The 18,165-nt window shown below is 73.7% G+C and carries 19 protein-coding genes; 3 read left to right on the top strand and 16 right to left on the bottom strand.

All coding sequences use genetic code 11. The features are described 5' to 3' along the window. Positions 1-33 precede the first annotated feature (33 nt). Positions 34-486, top strand: coding sequence for a hypothetical protein (locus AC0I8G_RS02400; protein WP_471728505.1), 453 nt, complete (start codon positions 34-36; stop codon positions 484-486). Then, positions 483-1,346 (top strand): hypothetical protein, encoded by an 864-nt coding sequence (locus tag AC0I8G_RS02395; protein ID WP_471728504.1) that lies wholly within the window; start codon positions 483-485, stop codon positions 1,344-1,346. Before AC0I8G_RS02400 ends, AC0I8G_RS02395 begins: the two co-directional genes overlap by 4 nt. Here the strand turns inward: AC0I8G_RS02395 and AC0I8G_RS02390 are convergent. From AC0I8G_RS02390 to glmS, 7 genes are all read right to left on the bottom strand, one after another. Further along, positions 1,276-2,040, bottom strand: coding sequence for an alpha/beta hydrolase (locus AC0I8G_RS02390; protein ID WP_471728503.1), 765 nt, complete (start codon positions 2,038-2,040; stop codon positions 1,276-1,278). The genes AC0I8G_RS02395 and AC0I8G_RS02390 overlap by 71 nt on opposite strands. Next, positions 2,037-2,528: a tRNA (adenosine(37)-N6)-threonylcarbamoyltransferase complex ATPase subunit type 1 TsaE gene (gene tsaE / locus AC0I8G_RS02385; RefSeq protein ID WP_471728502.1), complete on the bottom strand. Its 492-nt coding sequence runs from the start codon at positions 2,526-2,528 to the stop codon at positions 2,037-2,039. Before tsaE ends, AC0I8G_RS02390 begins: the two co-directional genes overlap by 4 nt. Further along, positions 2,525-3,550 carry an alpha/beta fold hydrolase gene (locus AC0I8G_RS02380; RefSeq protein ID WP_471728501.1) on the bottom strand — a complete coding sequence of 342 codons (1,026 nt, stop codon included), beginning with the start codon at positions 3,548-3,550 and terminating at the stop codon, positions 2,525-2,527. Before AC0I8G_RS02380 ends, tsaE begins: the two co-directional genes overlap by 4 nt. Next, a complete protein-coding gene (gene alr / locus AC0I8G_RS02375) occupies positions 3,547-4,716 on the bottom strand; it encodes an alanine racemase (RefSeq protein WP_471728500.1) in 1,170 nt (389 codons plus the stop codon). Before alr ends, AC0I8G_RS02380 begins: the two co-directional genes overlap by 4 nt. Positions 4,717-4,740: 24 nt before the next feature. Then, entirely contained in the window at positions 4,741-6,168 is a 1,428-nt protein-coding gene (locus AC0I8G_RS02370) for an NAD(P)H-hydrate epimerase (RefSeq protein WP_471728499.1), read from the bottom strand. Between the two features lies 1 nt (position 6,169). Next, positions 6,170-6,523 carry a holo-ACP synthase gene (locus AC0I8G_RS02365; RefSeq protein ID WP_380158405.1) on the bottom strand — a complete coding sequence of 118 codons (354 nt, stop codon included), beginning with the start codon at positions 6,521-6,523 and terminating at the stop codon, positions 6,170-6,172. A 64-nt stretch (positions 6,524-6,587) separates the two neighbouring features. Further along, positions 6,588-8,444: a glutamine--fructose-6-phosphate transaminase (isomerizing) gene (glmS, locus tag AC0I8G_RS02360; protein WP_328294670.1), complete on the bottom strand. Its 1,857-nt coding sequence runs from the start codon at positions 8,442-8,444 to the stop codon at positions 6,588-6,590. A gap of 93 nt (positions 8,445-8,537) precedes the next feature. Between glmS and coaA the strand changes: the two genes are divergently transcribed. After that, positions 8,538-9,500, top strand: coding sequence for a type I pantothenate kinase (coaA, locus tag AC0I8G_RS02355; protein ID WP_471728699.1), 963 nt, complete (start codon positions 8,538-8,540; stop codon positions 9,498-9,500). Here the strand turns inward: coaA and AC0I8G_RS02350 are convergent. The 9 genes from AC0I8G_RS02350 to AC0I8G_RS02310 form a co-directional block, all read right to left on the bottom strand. Beyond that, the gene (locus tag AC0I8G_RS02350) at positions 9,476-10,564 is read right to left on the bottom strand and encodes a GNAT family N-acetyltransferase (protein WP_471728498.1); all 1,089 of its coding nucleotides are present in this window, start codon (positions 10,562-10,564) and stop codon (positions 9,476-9,478) included. The two genes, coaA and AC0I8G_RS02350, sit on opposite strands and share 25 nt — an antisense overlap. 26 nt (positions 10,565-10,590) lie before the next feature. Continuing rightward, a complete protein-coding gene (glmM, locus tag AC0I8G_RS02345; RefSeq protein ID WP_380259853.1) occupies positions 10,591-11,955 on the bottom strand; it encodes a phosphoglucosamine mutase in 1,365 nt (454 codons plus the stop codon). Between the two features lie 100 nt (positions 11,956-12,055). Continuing rightward, positions 12,056-12,520 (bottom strand): 30S ribosomal protein S9, encoded by a 465-nt coding sequence (gene rpsI / locus AC0I8G_RS02340; RefSeq protein WP_380162235.1) that lies wholly within the window; start codon positions 12,518-12,520, stop codon positions 12,056-12,058. A gap of 86 nt (positions 12,521-12,606) precedes the next feature. Further along, entirely contained in the window at positions 12,607-13,050 is a 444-nt protein-coding gene (gene rplM / locus AC0I8G_RS02335; protein WP_328294666.1) for a 50S ribosomal protein L13, read from the bottom strand. Positions 13,051-13,275: 225 nt separating this feature from the next. Continuing rightward, positions 13,276-14,979 (bottom strand): ABC-F family ATP-binding cassette domain-containing protein, encoded by a 1,704-nt coding sequence (locus tag AC0I8G_RS02330; RefSeq protein ID WP_328294665.1) that lies wholly within the window; start codon positions 14,977-14,979, stop codon positions 13,276-13,278. A 25-nt stretch (positions 14,980-15,004) separates the two neighbouring features. After that, positions 15,005-15,505, bottom strand: coding sequence for a SixA phosphatase family protein (locus tag AC0I8G_RS02325; protein ID WP_328294664.1), 501 nt, complete (start codon positions 15,503-15,505; stop codon positions 15,005-15,007). A 51-nt stretch (positions 15,506-15,556) separates the two neighbouring features. After that, positions 15,557-16,390, bottom strand: coding sequence for a tRNA pseudouridine synthase A (locus tag AC0I8G_RS02320; RefSeq protein WP_471728497.1), 834 nt, complete (start codon positions 16,388-16,390; stop codon positions 15,557-15,559). Positions 16,391-16,467: 77 nt separating this feature from the next. Continuing rightward, a complete protein-coding gene (gene rplQ / locus AC0I8G_RS02315) occupies positions 16,468-17,079 on the bottom strand; it encodes a 50S ribosomal protein L17 (RefSeq protein ID WP_380259850.1) in 612 nt (203 codons plus the stop codon). A gap of 60 nt (positions 17,080-17,139) precedes the next feature. After that, positions 17,140-18,153 (bottom strand): DNA-directed RNA polymerase subunit alpha, encoded by a 1,014-nt coding sequence (locus tag AC0I8G_RS02310; RefSeq protein ID WP_328294662.1) that lies wholly within the window; start codon positions 18,151-18,153, stop codon positions 17,140-17,142. Positions 18,154-18,165 lie beyond the last annotated feature (12 nt).

Genomic DNA, 18,165 nt, shown 5'->3' with positions numbered 1-18,165 from the left:
TCGGTCGGGAACGCAGCAGCAGCAGGGGGTTTCGTGGTCGACGGTCCGCCGCGGTTGTCCGTCCCGCGTTCGGCGTGGCGGGTGCTCGTCCTCGTCGTCGGCCTCGCCGTCCTGCTCGGCGCGCAGCTGCGCGACACCAACGACTGGTTCCCGCTCGGTTCGCTGTCGCAGTACGCGACCCCCCGGGCGTCCGACGGCACCGTCGTCTCCATCTACCTCGAGGGCACCACCGCCGACGGCGAGGTCGTGCGGGTCGCGCTCAGCCCCGGGTCGGTCGGGCTCTCCCGTTCCGAGCTGGAGAGCCAGCAGCTGCGCGTCATCGACCACCCGGAACTCCTCGGCGACCTCGCCCGCTCCCGCGCGGCCCTGCACCCCTCGGCCCCGGTGCTGGACGGGCTGCGGCTCGTCCGCTCCTCCCAGCGGCTGCGCGACGCGACCGCCTCCGGCGCGCCGGAACTGACGGTCCTGGCGCAGTGGTCGCGGTGACGGTCCTCGACTGGCTGGTCCCGGCCGTCCCGGCCGCCCGGGTCGCGTGGTTGCGCCGGATCCTGGCGGGGTTCGTCCTCCTCGACGCGACGCTGTTCACGAACCACGTCCTGCAGCACGTCCACGTCGCCGCGTTCTGGCACCCGGGGATCGTCGGGCGCACCCTGCACCTGCCGCCGCCGACGTCGCTGACCGCGACGACCGCCCTCGTCCTCATGGCCGCGGGTTTCGCCCTGAGCCTCACCCGTCGGCTGGGGCACATCGGATGGGTCTGCACCGCCGTCGGTTACCTGCCCTGGGTGTTCTGGAGCATGGGGTTCGGCTACGTCGCCCACGACCACATGGCGATCGTCGTGGCGGTGTTCGCGCTGCTGAGCGCGGGGCGCGCCGACGCCGACGACCTGCGCCCCAGCCGGAGCGCCGGGTGGGCGGTGCGGTGCGTGCAGATCGCCACGGTGATGACCTACACCGGTTCCGCGGTGAGCAAGTGGGTCCGCAGCGGGACCCCCGCGGCGTGGGCCGACGGCGCCGTCACGGTGTGGGCGCTGACCCGCCGCGGGAACGCGGTGTCGCGCCTCCTGCTGGAGGTCCCGCAGTTCCTCGTCGCCGTGCAGTGGGTGGTGCTCTGCTGCGAGTTCCTCGCCCCGGTCGCCCTCTTCCTGCGGCGCCGAATGCTCGGGGTGGCCCTGGGGGCCGTGGTGGTGTTCCACCTCTCGACCTACCTGACCCTCGGCATCCACTTCCTGCCGACGGTCGTCTGCTGGGCCGCGTTCCTCCCCCTGGAACGCCTCAGCCGCCGACGCGTCGAGCGAACCGCACCGATTCCGCGAACACCGACGGCGAGTCCACGTCCGACGTGAGTTCGTGGAAGCTGTTGGCGTAGACCACTTCGGTGACGTCGCGGGAGGAGATCCCGGCCAGGACGGTCCGGGACGACGACGCGGGCACCACGTGGTCGACGCGGGACCGCAGCAGCAGCACCGGCTGGCGCACCCGGGCCAGGTCGCGACGCACGTCGTGCCAGCCCGCGGCCTGCGACACCAACGCCCGCAACGGGGTGCTGTCGTAGGCGAGGACGCGCACCGAGGGGTCCGCGAGGTCCCCCGCGATCGCGGGCCAGGTGGAGAGGACCCGCCCCAGCGTCTGGACGGCGAGCGCCCGCAGCGGATCGAGCCCGACGGCCGGGTTGGCCAGGACGACGGCGTGGACGCGGGCGGGGTGCAGTTGCGCCAACCGCAGCACGAGGCCGCCGCCCATCGAGATCCCGGCGACCACGACGAACTCGTTCTCCAGCCGGGCCAGGGCCGCCGCGGCCCCGCCGAGCCAGTCGGCCCAGGTGCTCACGTCGCAGTCGTCGGCGGTGGTGCCGTGGCCGGGCAGCAGCGGCACCTCGACGTCGAACCCGGCCGCGTGGAACTCCTCCGCCCAGCCGGCGACGGTCAGCGGGGTCGCCGTGAACCCGTGCACGACGAGGACCCCGACGCGGGAGCGGGCGGCGTGGCGGCGGGAGAACCCCCGGACGCGCTCGTCGTCGGTGGTCTCGCTGAGGTTCACGTGAGGTCCACCCCGTCCCAGCGGGCGCCGACCGTCCGGACGCGGACCCGGCGCGGTTCGACGGGTTCCTCGCCCTCGGCGCCGGGGACCCCGCCGTGCGGGCGGAGCAGGTCGATCTCGAGCCGGTCGCCGGTGAGCCCCTCGACCAGTCCGCGGCCCCACTCGACCACCGTGACGGCGTCCTGCGCGTCGGTGTCGAGGTCGAGGTCGTCGACCTCGGCGAGGGAGCCGAGCCGGTAGGCGTCGACGTGGACGAGTTCCGGCCCGCCCACGAGGGAGGGGTGCACGCGGGCGATGACGAACGTCGGCGAGGTCACCGGACCGCGGACGCCGAGGGCGTCGGCGAGACCGCGGGTGAACGTCGTCTTCCCCGCGCCCAGGTCCCCCGAGAGCAGGACGAGGTCACCGGCCCGCAGGGCCTTCCCCACCCGGGCGCCGAAGGCGACGGTGTCCTCCGGGGCGGCCAGGACGAGTTCCGCCTCGCTCACCGTCGCCTCCGGCGGGTGCGGGGCCCGGGCACCGGGACGACGACCTCGTCGGCGGAGGGGACGCGCTGGGTCCCCACGCGCTCGAGCAGCCGCTCCAGCCGCGCGGTGACCACGCTCGGGTGCTCCAGCATCACGAGGTGCCCGGCCCCGCGGACCAGGACGTGCTCGGCGCCGGGGACGGCCTCGGCGATCTCCCGGCCGTGGGCCGCGGGGGTCATCAGGTCGCGTTCGGCGGCGAGCACCAGGACGGGACGACCGGCGAGGTTCGCGAGCGCCTCGCGTTCGTCGAGGGTGCCGAAGGCGGGCAGCAGGTCCGCGATGACGTCGACGGGGGTCCCGGCCATCATCCGGGCCGCGAGCCGCAGGAGTTCCGGGGTGACCGGTCCGGCGAAGTTCCAGTGCCGGACGAGTCGTTGCTCGAGGTCCCCGCCGACGCGGCGGCTGCGTTCGAGCACGTCGGTCCGGCCCGCGGCGCGTTCCAGGGCCAGTTCGGCCCAGCGGACGAGGTGGTGGCCGAGCATCGGCAGTCCGTGGTCGACGGCGGCCATCCCGCCGGCGCTGGTGGCGACGAGGGCGACCCCCTCGAGGCGGTCCAGCAGGTCGGGGCGGCGGACGGTCAGCTCCATGACCGTCATCCCGCCGAGGGAGTGCCCGACGAGCACGACGGGTCCCTCCGGGGCGACCGCGTCGATGACCTGGCCGAGGTCGTCGGCGAGGCGGGCGATGGTGACCGGGCCGGCCGGGCCGCGGGCGGAGCGGCCGTGCCCGCGCAGTTCCGGCAGCACGAGGCGGTACCGCCCGCGCAGCGCCAGGCGCTGGAAGTGCCAGCTGTCCGCGGTCAGCGCGTAGCCGTGCTGGAACACGACGGTGGGCGCGTCCGGGCGGTCCGCGGGGTCGACCTCGACGTGCAGCCGGACCCCGTCGTCGGTCTCGACCTCGACGGGTTCGCCGGTCAGCGACTGGAGTTCCTCGCCGCGCACCGTGGGGCGGTGCCGGCGGGCGGGACGCAGCGCCGCCCTCACGCGGGCACCTCGGCGAGCCGGCCGGTGTAGCGGCGCGGGACGCGGGAGCCGATGCGGGTGACGATCTCCCAGGAGATCGTCCCGGCCGCCTGGGCCCAGTCGTCGGCCGTGGCCTCCCCGTCCAGGCCGGGGCCGAAGACGATCGCGGGGTCACCGGGGGCGGCGACGTCGTCACCGAGGTCGACGACGACCTGGTCCATGCAGACCCGGCCGGCGATCCGCCGCCGGGCGCCGGCCACGAGGACCTCCCCCGACCCGGCACCGTTCCAGGAGGCGTGCCGCGGGACCCCGTCGCCGTAGCCGAGCGGGACCAGCCCGAGGGTGGTGTCGGCCCCGGCGGTGTAGGTCAGGCCGTAGGAGACACCGGCCCCGCGGGGGACGCGGCGGACGTGGGCGAGGCGGGCGGCCAGCGTCATCGCGGGGACCAGCCCCAGCTCCGTCCCGGTGGCCCGTTCGGGAGCGGGCGAGAGCCCGTAGACGGCGAGTCCGACGCGGACGAGGTCGTAGCGCGACTCCGGGACGAACATCGCGGCGGCGGAGTTCGCGTGGTGGCGCAGGCCCGGGTCGACCCCGTGGTCGCGGGCGGTCTGCAGCGCCGCCTCGAAGGCCTCGAGCTGGGCGGGGACGGAGGGGTCACCGGGGACGTCGGCGCTGGCGAAGTGCGCCCAGGTCCCCCGGACCTGGACAGTCCCGTCCGCGACGTGCTTGGCCACGGCGTCCAGCAGCGCGGGCCACTCGGCCGGGGACGCTCCCCCGCGCGACATCCCGGTGTCGACCTCGAGGTGCACCCGGGCCGTCGTCCCGGTCGTGCGGGCCGCCTCGACGACCATCTCCAGGGCCCACACCGCGGCCACCGAGAGGTCCACCCGGGCCCGCACGGCCGGGACGAGGTCCGTTCCGGGAGTGAGGATCCAGGCGAGGAGGTCGGCGTCGACGCCCGCCTCGCGCAGGGCCGTGGCCTCGTGCACGTGGGCCACCCCCAGCCACGTGGCCCCGCCCGCGAGCGCCGCCCGGGCGACCGGGACGAGCCCGTGGCCGTAGGCGTCGGCCTTCACGACGGCCATCACCTCGACGCGACCGACCCGCTCACGCACGACGGCGACGTTGTGCGCGATCGCGTCGAGGTCGACGACGGCCTCCGCGGGCACCCCGGGTCGTGGTTGCACGACTCGACGGTACCCGCCCACGGTTCACCAGCCAGGCAGGGAGGTGAGCGCCGCGGGGACGGCGTCGGCGACGTCGAGGGCGGCGAGCGGACCGCCGGCCGAGGCGAGGGCGGCGGCCCGGCCGTGCAGCACCGCGGCGTCCGCGGCGACCTGCGCGGGGTCCTCGTCGGGGCGACCCGCGAGGGCCGCGCCGAGGATCCCGGCGAGGACGTCACCGGCCCCGGCGGTGGCGAGCCAGGTCGGCGCGGACGCGGCGGTGAACACGCCGTGCGCGCCGACGACGGTGGTGACCGACCCCTTGAGCAGGACCGTGGCCCCGGTCCGCTCGTGGACGCGGCGGGCGTGGGTCAGCGGGTCGGCCTCGACGTCGCGGCGCTCGGCCCCGAGCAGGCGGGCCAGTTCCCCGGCGTGGGGGGTGAGGACGTGCTGCGGGCCGAGGGTGTCGGGCAGGCCGCCGAGGGCGCCGGCGTCGACGACGGCGGGTTCGCCCGAGGCGAGCGCGTCGCGGATGCGGTCCTGCTGCTCCGGGTCGTCCGGGGAGACCCCGGGCCCGAGCACCCAGGCCTGGACCCGGCCCGGACCCGCGACGACCTCGGGACGTCGTTGCCGGACGAGTTCGGTGGGGTGGCGCGGACCGAGGTAGCGCACCATCCCGGCCCCGGCCCGGACGGCGGCCTCGACGGCGAGGACCGCGGCGCCGGTGTAGTCCGGCCCGCCCGCGACGACGCCGACGACGCCGCGGGAGTACTTGTCGTCGCCGGGGACGGCGCGGCGCCAGCGGGCGGCGACGTCCTGCGGCTCGACCCGCCGGACCGCCGGTTCCGGGAGGTGGTGGGAGGTGCCGAGGTCGACGACGACGAGCCGGCCGCAGCGGGCCGCGGCCGGGGCCAGCAGGTGCGCGGGCTTCGCCGTGCCGAAGGTGACGGTGACGTCGGCGGCCATCAGTTCGCCGGTGAGCGCACCGGTGTCGGCGTCGAGACCGGAGGGGACGTCGACGGCCACGACGACCGGTCCGTCGAGGGCGCTGAGCCCTTCGAAGTCCGGGCGCAGACCACCGTGACCGCCGATGCCGGTGATCCCGTCGAGGACCAGGTCCGCGGCGGCGCAGACGTCCTCGTCGCCGGCTCGCCAGGGCCGGGTGCGCACGCCCGCCCGGCGGGCCGAGCGCAGCGAGTCGCCGTGGACGCGGTCGGAGGTCGTGAGCGCGGTGACCCCGACCCCGCGGGCGGCGAGGCGGGCCGCGGCGTACAGGGCGTCGCCGCCGTTGTCGCCGGACCCCGCGAGGACGAGCACCGAACGGCCGCTGACCCCGCCGGTGGCCTCGCGCAGGATCCGCGCGCACTCGACGTCGAGGGCCGCCGCGGCCCGCTGCATGAGCGCGCCCTCGGGGAGCCCGGCCATGGTCGCCCGCTCGGCGGCGCGGACGTCGGCGACGCGGTGCGCGGCGATCACGTCAGCGGCTCTCGGCCACGACCATGGCCGTCGCGATCCCGGCGTCGTGGGAGAGCGAGAGGTGGAAGACCGACACTCCCGCCTCGTCGGCGATCTTCTTGGCGCTCCCGCGGACCATGATCTCCGGCCGGTGGCCGTCCTCGCGTTCGACGACGACGTCGCGCCACACGAGCCCGACGGGCGCGCCGAGCGACTTCGCCACGGCCTCCTTGGCCGCGAACCGGGCCGCGAGGGACTCCGCGGGCAGGTTCCGCTCGCCGTCGCCGAAGAGGCGTTCCAGCAGCAACGGTGTCCGTTCGACCTGACGTTTGAAGCGCGCGACGTCGACGACGTCGATGCCCACTCCGATGATCATTGGTTGATCCCCCTCCGCCGGGCGTCACCGTCCCACGAGGGCGGGTGACGCCCGACGGCGGGGGTCACTCCACGGTGACGGACTTCGCGAGGTTGCGGGGCTGGTCGACGTCGAGGCCCTTGGCGGTCGCGAGCTCGCAGGCGAACACCTGCAGCGGCACCACGGCCAGCAGCGGGGACAGCAGCGTCGAGGTCTGCGGGATGCGGATCACGACGTCGGCGAAGGGTTCCACGGCGGTGTCGCCCTGTTCGGCGATGACCAGGGTGCGCGCGCCGCGGGCCCGGACCTCCTGGATGTTGGAGACGACCTTCGCGTGCAGGGAGTCCCGCCCGCGCGGGCTGGGCACGACGACGAACACGGGGGTCCCGGGTTCCACCAGCGCGATCGGCCCGTGCTTGAGCTCACCGGCCGCGAAACCCTCGGCGTGGATGTAGGCGAGTTCCTTGAGCTTCAGCGCCCCCTCCATCGCCACCGGGTAGCCGACGTGGCGGCCGAGGAAGAGCACCGAGCGGGTGTCGGCCATGTAGCGGGCGATCTCGCGCACCTGCTCCAACCCGTCGAGGACCTGGCGGACCTGGGCCGGGATCTCCTGGAGTTCCGCGAGGACCTGGGCGATCTCGTCGGCGAACTTGTTGCCGCGCAACTGGGCCAGGTACAGGCCGAGCAGGTAGCAGGCGGTGATCTGGGCGAGGAACGCCTTCGTCGAGGCGACTGCGATCTCCGGTCCGGCGTGGGTGTAGAGCGCCGCGTCGGACTCGCGCGGGATCGTCGAGCCGTTGGTGTTGCAGATCGCCAGCACCTTCGCGCCCTGTTCGCGGGCGTGGCGGACGGCCATGATCGTGTCCATCGTCTCCCCCGACTGCGAGATCGCGACGACGAGCGTGCGCTCGGAGACGACGGGGTCGCGGTAGCGGAACTCGTGGGCGAGTTCCACCTCGACGGGGATGCGGCACCAGTGCTCGATGGCGTACTTCGCGACCTGACCGGCGTAGGCGGCCGTCCCGCAGGCGATGACGACGATCTTGTCGATGCTGCGCAGCTGCGCCTCGGAGATCTTCATCTCGTCCAGCTGCAGCCGGCCGTTCGCGTCGGTCCGCCCGAGCAGGGTGTCGGCGATGGCCTGCGGCTGGTCGTGGATCTCCTTGGCCATGAAGGACGGGAACCCGCCCTTCTCGGCGGCCGCGGCGTCCCAGTCGACGTGGAAGCGACGGCCCTGGCTGGGCGAGCCGTCGAAGCCGGTGACGACGACGTCGTCGGGGGTGATGGTGACGATCTGGTCCTGGCCCAGTTCCAGCGCCTCGCGGGTGTGGGCGATGAACGCCGCGACGTCGGAGCCGAGGTAGTTCGCGTGCTCACCGAGCCCCACCACCAGCGGGGAGTTGCGGCGGGCGCCGACGATCGTGCCGGGTTCGTCGGCGTGCACCGCGAGCAGCGTGAACGCGCCCTCGAGGCGGGCGCAGACGGCACGCATCGCGGCGGTCAGGTCCCCCGCGGCGTCCGCGTCGTAGGCCCGGGCGAGCAGGTGCGCGACGACCTCGGTGTCGGTCTCGCTGGTGAACTCGACACCGGCCCCGAGCAGCTCGGTGCGCAGCGTCGCGAAGTTCTCGACGATGCCGTTGTGGATGAGCGCGAGCCGGCCGCCCTGCCCGACGTGGGGGTGGGCGTTGCCGTCCGTCGGGCCGCCATGGGTGGCCCAGCGGGTGTGCCCGATGGCGGTGCCCGCCGCGGGCAGCGGGTCGGCGTCGAGGAGCTCGACGAGGTTGGCCAGCTTCCCGGCCTTCTTGCGGGTCTGCACACCGCCGGGGGTCAGCACCGCGATGCCCGCGGAGTCGTAGCCCCGGTACTCCAGCCGACGCAGTCCTTCGAGGACGACCTCGCTCCCGTGCTGCGCTGCCCCCACGTACCCGACGATTCCGCACATGGGATCGAGGGTACGGTCCGGGCGGCGCAGTCCTGGTCAACCGAGCGGGACGCGTCACCCGGTACCCTCACGCCGGTGAGCACCGGCGCACCCATGCACGTCCCCGTGAACTCACACCCGAGCTCCGCCAACCCCTACGTGGTCCTGGACCGCGAGCACTGGAGCGCGCTGCGCGCCTCGACCCCGCTGACCCTCACGGCCGAGGACGTCACCCGCCTGCGCGGTCTCGGCGACCGGGTCGACCTGCGCGAGGTCGAGGAGGTCTACCTCCCGCTGTCGCGGCTGCTGACCCTCTACGACCGTTCCGCCGGTTCCCTGCACGCCGCGACGTCGACCTTCCTGGGGGAGGCCGTGGCGCGGACCCCGTTCGTCATCGGGATCGCCGGGTCGGTGGCCGTGGGCAAGTCCACGACGGCCCGCGTGCTGCGTGAACTGCTCTCGCACTGGCCCGAGACCCCCCGGGTCGAGCTCATCACCACCGACGGGTTCCTGCTGCCCAACGCCGAGCTGGAACGCCGCGGGATCCTGCACCGCAAGGGGTTCCCCGAGAGCTACGACCGGCGGGCGCTGCTGCGCTTCGTCGCGGCGGTGAAGTCCGGGGTCCCCGAGGTCCGGGCCCCGGTCTACTCCCACCTCGTCTACGACATCGTCCCCGGCGAGGAGGTCGTCGTGCACCGCCCCGACGTGCTCATCGTCGAGGGCCTGAACGTCCTGCAACCGGCCCGGGTCCGCGACGACGGGACGCAGGGCGTCGCGGTCAGCGACTACTTCGACTTCTCCCTCTACGTCGACGCCCGCAGCGAGGACGTGCGGAACTGGTACGTCGACCGGTTCCTGGAACTGCGGCGGACGGCGTTCTCGAAGCCGCAGTCCTACTTCCACCGCTACGCCTCGCTCACCGACGACGAGGCCGTGGAACGCGCCCGCCGGATCTGGAACGACATCAACGGCCCGAACCTCGCCGAGAACGTCCTGCCCACCCGGGGCCGGGCCACCTGCGTGCTGCAGAAGGGGCCCGACCACTCGGTGCGTCAGGTGCGGTTGCGCAAAGTGTGATCCCTCAGGGTGTGATCCCGCAGGGTGTGACGGATCTCGGCCACGGCCGCCTCGAGTTCCTCGACGAGTTCGTCGAGGACGAAACCGAGCTGCTCGTTGACCGCGATCATCGGCGTGTTCGACACCGCGTTCCACGTCGAGACCCGTTGCGCCGCAGGGTTGTCCACCAGGGCGGTGCGCAGGCACTCGAGTTTCAGCAGCATCCCGAGCCGGTGTCCGCGGTGTTCGCGCAGCACCAGGGTGTCGAGCTGGATGAGCCGTTCCGGTTCGTGGTCGGACCGCACCAGGACGCTGTAGCCGACGGCCGCACCGCCCGGGTCCTCGGCCACCGCCACCCACTGGTGCCGACCCTGCGCCGCCCGGGCGGCCTCGACCTCGCGGATCCGGTCACCGTCCCACACCTCGGGTTCGACCTCGAGGTCGCCCATCGGGGCGTCGGTGCTCATCCGCGCGGTGAGGGCGGCCATCACGTCGAGGTCCGCCTCGGGGACCCGGCCGGCGAAGCTGCGCAGCCGGTACCCCGCCGCGTGCGGGCGGGCCGCGGCCGCCAACGCCGCCAGTCGCTCCGGCGGCACCGGCAGCGGGAGCTGGCGACGGGCTTCGAGCTGACCGCGGGTGAAACCCCAGGCCCGCGCGGCGCGTGACCCCGGCCAGGTCCCCTCGGGGTGGGTCACCGGACGGTCGACGGAGATCCGCACCGTGCTGCGGCCGGCGGCCTCGGCGAGGTCGAGGGCGTGCTCCAGCAGCGCGGTACCGACCCCGCGTCGCCGGTGGTCCGGCAGGACGCCGACCTGGACCCAGGCGGTGCGGGTGTTGTCCAGCAGGGTGAAGCGCACCTCGGCGACGCCGACGGGGACACCGCCCTCGCGGGCCAGCACGTGGTGGACCTCCTCCTCCGCGCTCCCCCGCTCCAGCTCGGCCCGGAGCTCACCGCGCCGCCAGGTCGAGGGATCGGGGCGGTCCTGCGCCTCGGCCGCGGCCAGGACGTCGTACCAGTCGTCGAAGTGCTGCGCCGCCCACGTCGCGCGGTCGGGGGCGGCGTTCGTCGTCGAGGTGAGCTCCACGCGGTCCAGTCAGCCAGACCGGAGGTTCAGAGCGCGAGTCGTTTCCGGACGACCTCGGCCAGACGACCGGCGACGTCCTGGGCGTGCTCGGTGTGCGCGGCCTCGACCATGACCCGCACGAGGGGTTCGGTCCCGCTGGGGCGCAGCAGCACCCGGCCGGTCTCGCCGAGTTCGCGTTCGGCGTCACCGACGGCCGCGAGCAGTTCCGCGTCGCTGCCGGCGCGGGACTTGTCCACCCCCCGGACGTTGATGAGGACCTGCGGCAACCGCTGGACGACCCCGGCGAGGTCCTCGAGGGTGCGGCCGGTCTCGGCCATCCGCGCCAGCAGGTGCAGACCGGTGAGGACGCCGTCGCCCGTCGTCGCGTGCTCGGGCAGGACGACGTGGCCGCTCTGCTCGCCGCCGATGCTCCACTTCCCCGCGCTCAGGGCCTCCAGGACGTAGCGGTCGCCGACGCCGGTCTCGATCATCGTGACGCCCTCGCGCTGCATCGCGAGGCGCAGACCGAGGTTGCTCATGACGGTGGCGACGAGGGTGTCCTCGACGAGCTGACCGCGGTCGCGCAGGGCCAGGGTCAGGACGGCCATGATCTGGTCGCCGTCGATCGTGTGGCCGGCGGCGTCCACGGCCAGGCAGCGGTCGGCGTCGCCGTCGTGGGCGAGGCCGATGTCGGCGCCGTGGGCCAGGACGGCCGCGGTGAGGGGTTCGAGGTGCGTGGAGCCGCAGCCGTCGTTGATGTTCAGCCCGTCGGGCGCGGCGTACAGCGTCGTCACCGTGGCACCGGCCTCGGCCAGCACCCGCGGGGAGATCGCGCTGGCGGCGCCGTTGGCGCAGTCGACGACCACGTGCAGCCCGGCCAGCGACCCCGGTCCGCCCGGCAGGGTGGAGAGCAGGTGCGCGACGTAGGTGTCCTGCGCGTCCTGCTCCACGTCCGGTCCGGCGTGGACCCGCCCCACGGCGGCCCCCGTCGGACGACGCCCGCCGCCCTCGCGGTAGGCGCGCTCCACGGCGTCCTCGACGTCGTCGGGGAGCTTCACCCCACCGCGGGCGAAGATCTTCAACCCGTTGTCGGGCATGGGGTTGTGCGAGGCGGACAGCATGACACCGAAGTCGGCGCCGGAGGTGTCCACCAGGTGGGCCAGTGCCGGCGTCGGCACGACGCCGACGTCGAGGACGTCGACCCCGGCGCTCGCCAGGCCGGCCACGACCGCGGCGGAGAGGAACTCCCCCGACGCGCGGGGGTCGCGGGCCACGAGCGCCCGCGGGTGCGCGCTCCCACCCGGTTCGACCAGGACGGTCGCCGCGGCGACCGCCAGTCCCAGTGCCATGTCGGCGGTGAGGTCGACGTTCGCCAGCCCCCGCACACCATCGGTCCCGAAGAGCCGCGCCACCCTCTGTTCCTCCCCCACACGGCCGACACCGGCCGGACGTGACACGACGGCCCCGGGAGGACTCCCGGGGCCGTCGTGACGGTACTCGCTGAGCGCTGGATCAGCGCTTGCTGAACTGCGGCGCCTTGCGGGCCTTCTTGAGCCCGGCCTTCTTGCGCTCGATGGCGCGCGGGTCGCGGGTCAGGAACCCGGCCTTCTTCAGCGACGGGCGGTTGGCCTCGAGGTCGATCGCGTTCAGCGCGCGGGCGACACCGAGACGCAGCGCGCCGGCCTGACCGGAGGAGCCACCACCGTGGATGCGGGCGATGACGTCGAACGACCCCTCGAGCGCGGTGACGCGGAACGGCTCGTTGACGAGCTGCTGGTGCACCTTGTTCGGGAAGTAGTTGTCCAGCTCGCGACCGTTGATCGTCCACTTGCCGGTACCCGGCACGATGCGGACGCGGGCGACGGCTTCCTTACGGCGGCCGGTGGCCCCGCCGGGAGCGATGATGCTGTTGCCGCCGGTCGCCGGGGTGGACGACTCGGAGGTGTACGTGCCGGTGAACTCGTCGGACTCGGTGATGTCCTCGACGACCTCAGGGGTGAAATCGGTGCTCACGATGCTCCTCGCTCAGTTTGCCGGGTGTGCGGCGGTGTGACTGCCGCGGCTCACTGCGCGACCTGGTGGATCGTGTACGGCACGGGCTGCTGAGCCGCGTGCGGGTGCTCCGGGCCGGCGTAGACCTTGAGCTTGCTCATGACCTGACGACCGAGGGAGTTCCGGGGGATCATGCCGCGGATGGCCTTCTCGACGGCCTTCTCCGGGTTCTTCTCCAGCAGGTCGACGTAGCTGGTGGCCTTCAGGCCGCCCGGGTAGCCCGAGTGGCGGTAGGCGACCTTCTGCTCGCGCTTGGAGCCGGTGAGGGCCACCTTGGCGGCGTTGACGATGATGACGAAGTCGCCACCGTCGACGTGCGGCGCGTAGGTCGCCTTGTGCTTGCCGCGCAGGAGCGTCGCGGTCTGCACCGCGAGGCGGCCCAGCACGACGTCCTCCGCGTCGATGACGAGCCAGCGGTGATCGATGTCGCCTGGCTTCGGGGTGAACGTGCGCACGGGGGTTGCCCATCTCCTCGAGACGAATTGCGGACCGGCCCGCGCTCGAGATCCTGCAGCGCGCAGGTCATGAGACCGGGCGCTGACGGCAGGCACTGCGTGGGCACAACGACTCCCGACGGTACCTGTCGTCCACGCCGCGGGTCAAAACGGCTCCGCCGCGGCCGTGCTCGACACGGGGTCAGCACGTGGTCAGCACGTGGTCAGCGCGAGGTCAGCGCGAGGTCAGCGCGCTCGCTCGACCCGGCTGACGTCCCACACGGGCTCCGGTGTCTCCACGACCCGACCGTCCTCGCCGAAGAGCAGGAAGCGGTCGAAACCGCGCGCGAACCAGCGGTCGTGGGTGACGGCCACGACCGTCCCCTCGAAGACCCCCAGGGCCTGCTCCAGCGCCTCCGCGGAGTGCAGGTCGAGGTTGTCGGTCGGTTCGTCCAGCAGCAGCAGCGTCGCCCCGGACAGCTCCAGCAGCAGGATCTGCAACCGGGCCTGCTGACCCCCGGAGAGGTGCTCGAAGCGCTGTTCCGCGGCCTCGGCCAGGCCGTAGCGGTCCAGCGCCCGCGAGGCCGCCTCGCGGTCCAGGCCCGAGCGGTGGGAGTTCCCGCGGTGCAGGACGTCCAGCAGGGTCTTGCCGACCAGCGAGGGCTGCTCGTGGGTCTGGGCGAACCACCCCGGCCGCACCCGCGCCCCGAGGCGTGCGGAACCGCGGTGCGCGACGGGGTCGGGGACGTGTTCGTCCACCGGACGGTGCTCGGCGTCGGGGTCGGAGCCGCCGGCGGCCAGCAACCGCAGGAAGTGCGACTTGCCGGAACCGTTCGCCCCGAGGACCGCGACCCGGTCCCCCAGCCACAGCTCGGCGTCGAAGGGCTTCATGAGGCCCGTCAGCTCCAGGCCCTCCACGACCACGGCGCGCTTGCCGGTCCGCCCGCCCTGCAACCGCATCCGGACGTCCTGGGCCGCCGGGGGCGCCTGCGGCGGACCGGCCTCCTCGAACTTCGCGAGCCGGGTCTGGGCGGCGGCGTAGCGCGAGGCCATGCCGTCGTTGAACTTCGACTTCTCCCGCAGGGTCACGACGAGGGTGCGGAGCTTGACGCGTTCCTCGTCCCAGCGCCGCCGGAGTTCCTCCAGCCGTTCACCGCGGGCCTGGCGGGCCGCGCCGTAGTCGGCGAAGGAACCCCCGTGGGTCCAGGAGACCGCACCCAGCGCACCGGGTTCCAGCGTCACGATGCGTTCCGCCGCAGCGGAGAGCAGTTCCCGGTCGTGGCTCACCAGCAGCACCGACTTCGTCGTGGCGCGGAGCTGTTCCTCGAGCCACCGCTTGCCGGGGACGTCGAGGTAGTTGTCGGGTTCGTCGAGCAGCAGGACGCCTTCGGGTCCGCGCAACAACGCCTCCAGGACGAGACGCTTCTGCTCCCCGCCGGAGAGGGTCCGCACCGGCCGGTACCGGCAGGCCTCGAACGACATCCCCAGGGCGGCCGAGGTGCACTCGTCCCAGAGGACCTCCTGCTCGTACCCGCCGGCGTCGCCGAAGTCGGCCAGGGCCTGCGCGTAGCGCATCTGCGACTTCTCCGACTCCTCCTCGACCATCGCCGTCTCGGCGGTCTCGACGGCCGCGAACGCCCGGCGCAGGGCCTCGGGGGCGACGGAGACGAGGAGTTCGGCCACCGAGGTCTCGTCGCGGACGGAACCGACGAACTGGCGCATCACGCCGAGCCCGCCGCTGCGGGCGATCGCGCCCTCCTGCACCGGTTCGTCCCCGGCGATGAGCCGCAGCAGGGTCGTCTTGCCGGTGCCGTTGGGACCGATCAGCGCGGTCGTCGACCCGTCGGCGACGCGGAACGACACCCCGTCGAGGAGGGGGCGCCCGTCGGGCAGTTCGTGCCCGACCCCCGAGACGTCGACGTGCCCACCGCTGTTCCCAGATCCCGCCACGGGCGACCAGTCTGCCGTGCGGTGGCTAGTGCTCGCCGCCGGTTTCCGCGCGGGCGGTGTGCTGGTGGGTCAGGCTGCAGCTGGTGGTGTCCGCGTCGGCCCACTCCCCCTGCACCGCGACGACGGCGATGCCCCCGGTGCGCAGCTGGCTCACCTCACCGGTGAGGGCCTCGACGAGGGAGCTCACGCCGGGGTTGTGCGCGACGATCACGACGGTCGCGTCGGGGCGGTCGGTGTCCAGACCCCGCACGATGCGCAGCAGGTCACCGAGCGAGGCCTCGTAGAGCCGCTCCTCGTCGACGACGACCGGAGCGACGCCCCACCCGTCCAGCAGGCGCGCGGTGGTCTCCTCGGTCCGGCGGGCGGGCGAGGTCAGCAGCAGGTCGCAGCCACCGACGTTCTCCGCGAGCCACCGGCCGGCCTCGACGGCGTCGGCCTTCCCCCGTTCGGCGAGGGGGCGGGCGATGTCCTGGAGTCCTACCGGCGAATCGGCCTTCGCGTGGCGGACGACGACGAGCGTGGGCACACCCACCACCCTGCCCCACGACCACCCGGACGCGTCGCCCGGGCCACCCGCTCAGGGGAGCGTGCGCACCGCACGGGCCTCGTGGGCGCGCGCGGCCAGGTCCCCGTCGGCGGGGTAGACGACCTCCTCGAGGGTCAGTCCCTGCGCTGCGACGACCGCGACGGTGGGGTCGCGCACCGCGGCGTCCTGCACCAGCCGGGGCCAGGCGACGTCGCGACGGCCGTCGCCCACGGCCAGCGCGGCGCCGACGAGCGCGCGCACCATCGAGTGGCAGAAGGCGTCCGCCTGCACGTCGGCCACGAGCAGACCGTCGCCGTCCCGGGTCCACGAGTACGCCAGCAGGGTCCGCACGGTCGTGGCGCCCTCCCGGGGCCGGCAGAACGCGGCGAACTCGCGCAGGCCGACGAGGCTGCGCGCCGCGAGGTCCATCGCGCCCAGGTCGAGGGGGCGGCGGTGGTGCAGGACGTCGAAGCGCCGCAACGGCGGGAGCCCCGCGGGGTCGTCGCAGACGCGGTACGCGTAGCGGCGGCGCAGGGCGCTGAAGCGGGCGTCGAAACCCTCGGGGGCGAGCCCGGCCCGGTGCACCCGCACGTCGGGCGGCAGGACGCCCGCCAGGCGCCGCACGAGGGCCGCTGCGGGCTCCGTGCCCGACCGGCCCGGGACGGCGTCCCAGAGGGCGCGCGGGACGTCGACGTGGGCCACCTGGCCGCTCGCGTGCACCCCGGCGTCGGTGCGCCCCGCCACGGTGAGCCGGGGAGCGGGGTCCAGGCGCAGGACCCGGGCCAGCCCGGCGGTCAGCTCGCCCTGGACGGTGCGCAACCCCGGCTGCTCGGCCCAGCCGGAGAAGGCGGTGCCGTCGTAGCCGAGGTCCAGGCGCACCCGCACGACGCCGGGGGGAACGCGGACGAGCCCGCCCTCCCCGGTGTCGGGGAGGACGGGCTCGTCGGGGTGAAGGGAGGCGCTCAGGCCTGGTCCTTCGTGTTCTCGTCGCTCGGGTCGGCCTCGGCGGCGTCGACCTCGACACCCTCGTCAGCGGTCGCCGGGGCGTCCGCGTCGGGGAGGGTGTCGGGCTGGTCCACGCTGCCGGCCTCGACCTGGGTGGCGTCGGTGGACTCGGCCGCGGGGGCCTCGTCGCCGACGACGACCTCGTCGGCCGCCGGAGCGGTCGCCGCGGCGGCGCGCTCCGCCTCGCGGACGACACCCTGCTTGGCGCTGACCGGCTCCATGACGAGCTGGATCACGGCCATGGGGGCGTTGTCGCCCTTGCGGGGCCCGATCTTGACGATGCGGGTGTACCCACCGTTGCGCTCGGCCATGGCCGGCGCGATCTCGGTGAAGAGGAAGTGCACGACGGACTTGTCGCGGATCGTCTTCATGACCTCGCGGCGGGCCGCCAGGTCACCCTTCTTCGCGAAGGTGATCAGGCGTTCGGCGTACGGACGCATCCGCTTGGCCTTGGCCTCGGTGGTGGTGATGCTGCGGTGCTCGAAGAGGGCCGTCGCCAGGTTGGCGATGATCAGCTTCTCGTGGGCCGGCCCGCCGCCGAGCCGCGGACCCTTGGTGGGGGTGGGCATGTTGTTGTCTCCTCGGTTTTACCCCTCCCCCGCGTCAGCGGGGGGAGGGGCGACGGACGGTCAGAGCTGCTCGTCCTCGGCGAACGACGCGTCGTCGTCCTCGAAGTCGTTGACGACGGCGCTCGGGTCGAACCCGGGCGGGGAGTCCTTGAGGTGCAGGCCCATGCCGACCAGCTTGGCCTTCACCTCGTCGATGGACTTCTGCCCGAAGTTGCGGATGTCGAGCAGGTCGGCCTCGCTGCGCGAGACCAGTTCCCCGACGGTGTGGATGCCCTCGCGCTTGAGGCAGTTGTAGGACCGGACGGTGAGGTCCAGCGCCTCGATCTCCAGCGCGAGGTCCGCCGCCAGCGCGGCGTCGGTCGGCGAGGGACCCATGTCGATGCCTTCGGCCTCGACGTTGAGCTCACGGGCCAGACCGAACAGCTCGGTCAGCGTCTTGCCCGCGGACGCCACGGCGTCGCGCGGGGTGATGGCGTGCTTGGTCTCGACGTCGACGACGAGACGGTCGAAGTCCGTCCGCTGCTCGACGCGGGTCGCCTCGACCTTGTACGTCACCTTCAGGACGGGCGAGTAGATCGAGTCGACCGGGATGCGGCCGATCTCCTGCTCACCCGTCTTGTTCTGCGCCGCCGAGACGTAGCCGCGGCCGCGTTCGACCGTCAGCTCCAGCTCGAGCTTGCCCTTGCCGTTGAGCGTCGCGATGTGCAGGTCGGGGTTGTGGACCTCGACCCCCGCGGGCGGGGCGATGTCGGCCGCGGTGACCGCGCCCGGCCCCTGCTTGCGCAGGTACATCACGACGGGTTCGTCGTGCTCCGAGGAGACCACGAGGTTCTTGACGTTGAGGACGATCTCGGTGACGTCCTCCTTGACCCCCGGCACGGAGGTGAACTCGTGGAGCACACCGTCGATCCGCAGGCTCGTCACGGCAGCGCCCGGGATGGACGACAGCAGCGTGCGGCGCAGCGAGTTGCCGAGGGTGTACCCGAAGCCGGGTTCGAGGGGTTCGATGACGAAGCGCGAGCGGTACTCGTCGACGACGTCCTCGGTGAGGGTGGGGCGCTGTGCGATCAGCACGGAGGTTCCTTC

It is taken from the genome of Kineococcus sp. AC630, from assembly GCF_979255925.1.
Note: the sequence above shows the minus strand (reverse complement) of the source record. Positions and strands in the feature narration are given on the sequence as shown.

Bases quoted from the DNA above. Each gene is read 5' to 3' on its own strand.
- AC0I8G_RS02365 (WP_380158405.1), bottom strand. From the start codon at position 6,523: ATGATCATCGGAGTGGGCATCGACGTCGTCGACGTCGCGCGCTTCAAA.
- glmS (WP_328294670.1), bottom strand. From the start codon at position 8,444: ATGTGCGGAATCGTCGGGTACGTGGGGGCAGCGCAGCACGGGAGCGAG.
- coaA (WP_471728699.1), top strand. From the start codon at position 8,538: ATGCACGTCCCCGTGAACTCACACCCGAGCTCCGCCAACCCCTACGTG.
- rplQ (WP_380259850.1), bottom strand. From the start codon at position 17,079: ATGCCCACCCCCACCAAGGGTCCGCGGCTCGGCGGCGGGCCGGCCCAC.